General features: G+C 69.2%; 7 protein-coding genes. 1 reads left to right on the forward strand and 6 read right to left on the reverse strand.

Translation table 11 applies throughout. From position 1 onward, the window contains the following. The 6 genes from STRTUCAR8_RS34595 to STRTUCAR8_RS34620 all read right to left on the reverse strand — a co-directional run. Nucleotides 1-1,189, reverse strand: a 1,189-nt coding sequence (locus STRTUCAR8_RS34595; protein WP_044473409.1) for a cytochrome P450 family protein, incomplete at its 3' end; no start/stop codon positions are given. A 205-nt stretch (nt 1,190-1,394) separates the two neighbouring features. After that, nucleotides 1,395-1,988: a GTP-binding protein gene (locus STRTUCAR8_RS34600; RefSeq protein WP_006380890.1), complete on the reverse strand. Its 594-nt coding sequence runs from the start codon at nt 1,986-1,988 to the stop codon at nt 1,395-1,397. After that, nucleotides 1,963-2,343, reverse strand: a complete 381-nt coding sequence (locus STRTUCAR8_RS34605) for a DUF742 domain-containing protein (RefSeq protein WP_006380892.1) — start codon at nt 2,341-2,343, stop codon at nt 1,963-1,965. The genes STRTUCAR8_RS34600 and STRTUCAR8_RS34605 overlap by 26 nt, the downstream gene beginning before the upstream one ends. Further along, the gene (locus STRTUCAR8_RS34610) at nt 2,340-2,741 is read right to left on the reverse strand and encodes a roadblock/LC7 domain-containing protein (RefSeq protein WP_006380895.1); all 402 of its coding nucleotides are present in this window, start codon (nt 2,739-2,741) and stop codon (nt 2,340-2,342) included. The genes STRTUCAR8_RS34605 and STRTUCAR8_RS34610 overlap by 4 nt, the downstream gene beginning before the upstream one ends. After that, a complete protein-coding gene (locus tag STRTUCAR8_RS34615; RefSeq protein ID WP_006380889.1) occupies nt 2,738-3,943 on the reverse strand; it encodes an ATP-binding protein in 1,206 nt (401 codons plus the stop codon). Before STRTUCAR8_RS34615 ends, STRTUCAR8_RS34610 begins: the two co-directional genes overlap by 4 nt. A 350-nt stretch (nt 3,944-4,293) precedes the next feature. Then, nucleotides 4,294-4,632, reverse strand: coding sequence for a DUF2087 domain-containing protein (locus STRTUCAR8_RS34620; RefSeq protein ID WP_006380893.1), 339 nt, complete (start codon nt 4,630-4,632; stop codon nt 4,294-4,296). 208 nt (nt 4,633-4,840) lie between these two features. Between STRTUCAR8_RS34620 and STRTUCAR8_RS34625 the strand changes: the two genes are divergently transcribed. After that, complete coding sequence (locus STRTUCAR8_RS34625; protein ID WP_006380891.1) at nt 4,841-5,128, forward strand: chaplin; 288 nt, start codon at nt 4,841-4,843, stop codon at nt 5,126-5,128. Nucleotides 5,129-5,154 lie beyond the last annotated feature (26 nt).

Below are 5,154 nucleotides of genomic sequence, written 5' to 3' on the forward strand. Positions count from 1 at the left end.
GGTCGCGCAGGGCGGCGGCCATGCGGGTGGCCGCCGTCGGGCTGAAGCGCACGGGGAGTGCGGCGAGCGCGCGGTGGAAGGGGCCCGGACGCCACAGCAGGCTGTCCTGCGGCACCGCGAGGGTCAGGTCGGGCAGCGCGTTGAGGATCCTCTCGATCGCCGTGAGCGCGATGACCTGGGCCGGGTCCTTGGCGGGGCAGGCGTGCGGGCCCGCGCCGAAGGCCAGGTGCGCGCCCTTGCTGGCCAGCTGCCGGGCCTCGCTGAGCGCCGGGTCGCTGTTGGCGGCGGCGAAGCTGATGACGACCGGGCTGTTGGCGTCGACCGGTACACCGCCGAGGTCGACGTCCTGCAGGGCGTAGTGCGTCGCGTAGTTGGCGATGGGCGGGTTGTTCCACAGCACGTGCTCGATGGCTTCCTCGACCAGCATGCCGCCGCCCCGCTCGGAGGGGCCGTCGGACAGCAGCAGGAGCAGCGCGCTGGCTATCAGGTTGCGCTGGGGTTCCAGGCCCGCGCCCATCAGCACGATCAGCTGGTCGCGCAGTTCCTCGTCGTTGAGGCCCGCGGGGTGCTGGATGAGCCAGGAGGTCACGTCCTCGCCGGGCTCGCGGCGCTTGAGCGTGATCAGCTCCTGGAGGCAGGTGGCGACCTGCTCCAGGCCCTTGATGGCGTCGTCCTGGCCGTCGAACATGGCGGACATGCCGGAGGTGAGGCGGTCGCCGATGTCCGCCGGGCAGCCGAAGATCTTGTTGAACAGCAGGAGCGGGATCAGCTTGGCGTAGTCGTTGAGGAGGTCGGCCCGGCCCCGCTCGCTGAACTGGTCGATCAGGTAGTCGGCGATGGGCTCGACGTCCCGCCGGACGCGGCTGATGCTCAGCTTGGCCAGGCTCTCGGTGACGGCCTTGCGCAGCCGCAGGTGCACCGCGCCGTCCGTGAACAGGACGTTGGGCCGGTACATCATCATCGGCAGGACCGGGCTGTCGAGGGAGATACGGCCCTCGTTGAGCGCGGCCCAGCGGCGTGAGTCACGGGAGAACAGGGTGGTGTTCTGGAGCACCCTGAGGGCCATCTCGTGCTGGACGACGAGCGTGGCGTCCACACCGGGGGCGAGTTCGACGGGCGCGGCCGGGCCGTTGGTGCGCAACTGGTCGTAGATGCGGTGCGGTTCGGCGGCGAAGTCGGCGCCGTGCATGGGGCATCTGGCAGGCGCGCTCGGCGTGGCACCCGCGTGCTGTGTGTCCATGGAGGTTCCTTAGGGTTCCCCGCGCCTCGGGGCGGGGGACGGGGGTGAGGAAAAACCTTGTGCGGGGCCCTGTTCCGGATGGTCCGGGCCCCTGGCCGGACCTCCTGTCCGGACCCCCCGTGCGGGGAGGGGACCGACAGGGAGGGCCCGGGGCTCAGGCCGCGCGGGTGAGCAGGTGCTGGACGAGGGCGATCAGCGCTCTCGCCGAGGACGTCTGGTCCCGTGCGTCGCAGTAGACGACCGGGGTGTCGGGCAGCAGGTCGAGTGCCTCGCGGATCTCGTCCTCGTCGAACTCGCCGCCCGACGGGTCGAAGGTGTTGACGGCGATGGCGTACTCCAGGCCGTACTTCTCGACCAGGTCGATCACCGGAAACGTTTCAGCCAGCCGCGACGGGTCGACCAGGAGCAGGGCTCCGAGCGCGCCGCGGGCCATGTCCTCCCACAGCTGCATGAAGCGCTGCTGACCGGGCGTACCGAAGAGGTACAGCACCAGTTCCTCGCTCAGCGTGAGCCGGCCGAAGTCCAGCGCGACCGTGGTCGTCTGCTTGTCCGGCGCGCCCTTCAGGTCGTCCACGTGGGCGGACGCCTGGGTCATCTTCTCCTCGGTGCGCAGCGGGGCGATCTCCGACAGCGAGCCGATGTACGTGGTCTTGCCCACGGCGAAGTGCCCTACGACAAGGATCTTCGCGGTGGTGGTGACCGCGTCTGAGACGTAGATCGTCTCAGCCGTAGAGCGATTCGAGTCCATGCAGCACCTTTTCGATGATTCCTCTGTCGACGGACTGGGCGCGTGGGGGCGCGGCACGGCGCAGGAGATGACCCTGTTCGAATAAATCGGTCAGCAGGAGTCGGGCGACACCCACCGGCAGCGACAGGTGCGCGGCGACCTCCGCGACGGACAGGTAGCCGCCGCCGCACAGCTCCCAGATGGCCCGTACCTCGGGGCTGGCGCCGAGCGGCACCTCCCGGTCGGGAGCCAGCGTGACCAGAGTGTGCAGGGACAGGTCGTCGGCGGTCGGCAGCCGGCGCCCGCCCGTGATGACGTACGAGCGGACGAAGTCGCTGGTGACCGTGACCGGAGCTTCCTCGCCGTGCGCGTTCATGCGTCCGCACCGGCGTTCTGACGCGGCGGGGTGGTCATCGCCTTGCCGAGCGCTCCGACCTGCTGCTGCATCCGGAACGACATGGCCTCCATGTCGACGTCCAGCGCTGCCGACACGGCGAGGTAGGCGCCGCTGCCCGCGGCTATCAGGAAGATCCAGCCGCCGTCGTACTCGATGAGCGTCTGCTTCCAGAGACCGAGGCCGTAGCCGACGAAGGGGGCGACGGCCCGGCTCAGGGACTGCATCGAGCTCATCGCTGCGGCGTTGGTCTCCGCCGCGTCGCGCTCGATGTCACTGGACCGTTCCAGCAGGAGGCCGTCGGCCGAGACGAGGATCGCGTGACGGGCGCCGCGCACCTGCAGCACGTCGTTCAGCACCCACGACAGATCGGGATTCACTGGTCCTGTGGTCCTTCCATGGTCGTCGTGTCCCGCCCGAGCAGCGTTCCGCGCTGGAACGCACCGATACGTGAGGCCGTCACCTCTGTGTTGTGCTCCGGCTGGGCCGGTTCCGCCGGCGGTGGCACCACCGCGACAGGGCTGCCGCGCCGCCGCCGCTTGGGCAGGCCGCCCGCCGTCGTCCCGATCGGACGCGGCGGTCCGCCGGGGGTGGCGACCGGGGTCAGCCGCTGCGGGGCGACCGGGACGTCGGCCCGGGGTTCGGGCTCGGCGGCCCTGCCCTCGGGCTCGGGAACGTCCGTCGTCAACAGGTTCTCCGGCAAGAGAATCACCGCCCGTACGCCGCCGTAGGGAGACACCGAATCGACCGACACCTTGAAGCCGTACCGGGTGGCGAGCATCCCGGAGACGGCGAAGCCGAACTTCGGCGGGTCGCCGAGGCTCGTGAGGTCGACCGGTGCCTGCGGGGAGAGAAGGACGGTGGCGCGCGCCTTCTCCTCCGTGTTCATGCCGAGGCCGGCGTCGTCGACGATCAGGCAGACACCGGTGGGTACAGCCTGGATGTTGACGTCGACGCGGGTGCCGGGCGCGCTGTAGTTGGTGGCGTTGGCCAGCAGTTCGGCGAGGACGACCGCGATGGGCTCGACGGCCCGGCTGGCCACCGTGACGTTCACCTGGGTGTTGATGGTGACGCGGTCGAAGTGCTTGATGCGGCCCTGGGCGCTGCGGGCCACGTCGTACACGGAGGCGGTGGTCTCGCGTCGGCCGAGCCAGCCGCCGCACAGCACGGCGATGCCCTGTGCACGCCGGCCGAACTGGCTGTTGGTGTGGTCGATCATCATCAGGTCGCCGAGGACCTGTTCGTCGTCGCCGTAGCGGCGCTGCGACTTCTCGATGATGAGCTGCTGTTCGTCGGCGAGTACCTGGAGGGTCCGCATGGCGGACTTCAGGACTGCCTTGGTGTCTACCTCCGCGTCCTTGCGCACGGCCGCCAGGTCGCCGGCGTGCTGTGCGTTCAGTTGGGTGTATTCCGCATAGAGGCGGTCGCGTTCACTCTGTGCGGCGTCGCGGGCGCTCTGCAGGTCGTTGCTCTTCCTGCGGAGCGCCATGTTGGTTCTCCGGGCCCGCATCACTGCGACGACCGCAGCGACCAGGACCACGAGCAAGATCCACAGCAGTGGATCCTGGATCAATGACGTCATGAGACTCTCTTCAAGTCGCCTTGCGACAGGAGCAGTTGCAGTCCGATGGGTCCTGGCCCGGAACTCGGCCCAGCCCGGTGGCGAACCTTACCGGCGGACCAACTCAGCTACTCCTTCGCGATGGGGGCCCTTAGAGACTGTCCCCCGTGCGCGTGGCGCGCCTCAGCCTACTGAAAGTGGGATGATCTTATCAGTCAAGTAACCGTCAAAAAGGTTCCGCTTACGTTTACTTGGAGACCTTCACACAGGATTCGCGAACAGGCCCACGGCGGTTAAGACCCCGACGGCACCCGGACACACGGAAGGCCCGCTTCCCGGTTTCCCGGGAGCGGGCCTTGCGTACGGACCTCTCAGGCGGCGTCGGCGACGGCGCCGTCACTGCCTTCGACGGGCCGCCAGTAGACGCCCTCGCTGCGCCGCAGGTGCCGCAGGTCCACCAGGTGGCGGCGCAGCGTCACATGGTCGATACGGCTCGCGCCCTCGCACCACACCCGCAGCCGCTCGTCGACGAGCCGCTCCGCGTACTCGATGCCGGGCTCGAAGGTCTCGTCGGCGATGTGCTGGAGCACGATCAGCTTCCGGCTCCAGCGGGCGGGCAGCCGCACGAGTGAGCCGTCCTCCCGTACGAAGGTCCGCAACACGTTCTCGATCTGCTGCCGCTCGTTCTGCTCGGCTTGCTCGGATGCCATGTCCGCGAGGCTAACCCCTGTGCGGACGGCCTCCCACCACTTTTCCCGTCACCTTTCCCCGACCCCGCGCTCCCGACCGTTCTCCTGATCGCTCTTCGAAAAGGGTGACGCCGGGCCGAACGCCGTTACCAGGCGTGAGCGGGCGCGTTGTAGGGGAAGTGCGGGCGCGAGTCGAGCGTCCGCACTCATCGAACCAAAGGAGAACGTGATGTCTCGCATCGCGAAGGCAGCCGTCGCCGCGCTCGGCACCGGTGCCGTGGTGCTCGGCGGTGCCGGTATGGCCACGGCTGACGCGGGTGCCCAGGCCGCGGCCGTCGGCTCGCCCGGCGTCCTGTCCGGCAACGTCGTGCAGGTCCCGGTCCACGTGCCCGTCAACGTGTGCGGCAACTCGATCAGCGTGATCGGTCTGCTGAACCCGGCCTTCGGCAACACCTGCGCCAACGTCAGCGGCGACCACCACGAGGGCAACCCCGGCCCCGGCGGATACGGCAGCTGACACGCCGTACGGCAAGCACCGGAAGA

Origin of the sequence: Streptomyces turgidiscabies Car8, assembly GCF_000331005.1 — a bacterium.
GTDB lineage: Bacteria > Actinomycetota > Actinomycetes > Streptomycetales > Streptomycetaceae > Streptomyces > Streptomyces turgidiscabies.

Bases quoted from the DNA above. Each gene is read 5' to 3' on its own strand.
- STRTUCAR8_RS34605 (WP_006380892.1), bottom strand. From the start codon at position 2,343: ATGAACGCGCACGGCGAGGAAGCTCCGGTCACGGTCACCAGCGACTTC.
- STRTUCAR8_RS34600 (WP_006380890.1), bottom strand. From the start codon at position 1,988: ATGGACTCGAATCGCTCTACGGCTGAGACGATCTACGTCTCAGACGCG.
- STRTUCAR8_RS34615 (WP_006380889.1), bottom strand. From the start codon at position 3,943: ATGACGTCATTGATCCAGGATCCACTGCTGTGGATCTTGCTCGTGGTC.
- STRTUCAR8_RS34625 (WP_006380891.1), top strand. From the start codon at position 4,841: ATGTCTCGCATCGCGAAGGCAGCCGTCGCCGCGCTCGGCACCGGTGCC.
- STRTUCAR8_RS34620 (WP_006380893.1), bottom strand. From the start codon at position 4,632: ATGGCATCCGAGCAAGCCGAGCAGAACGAGCGGCAGCAGATCGAGAAC.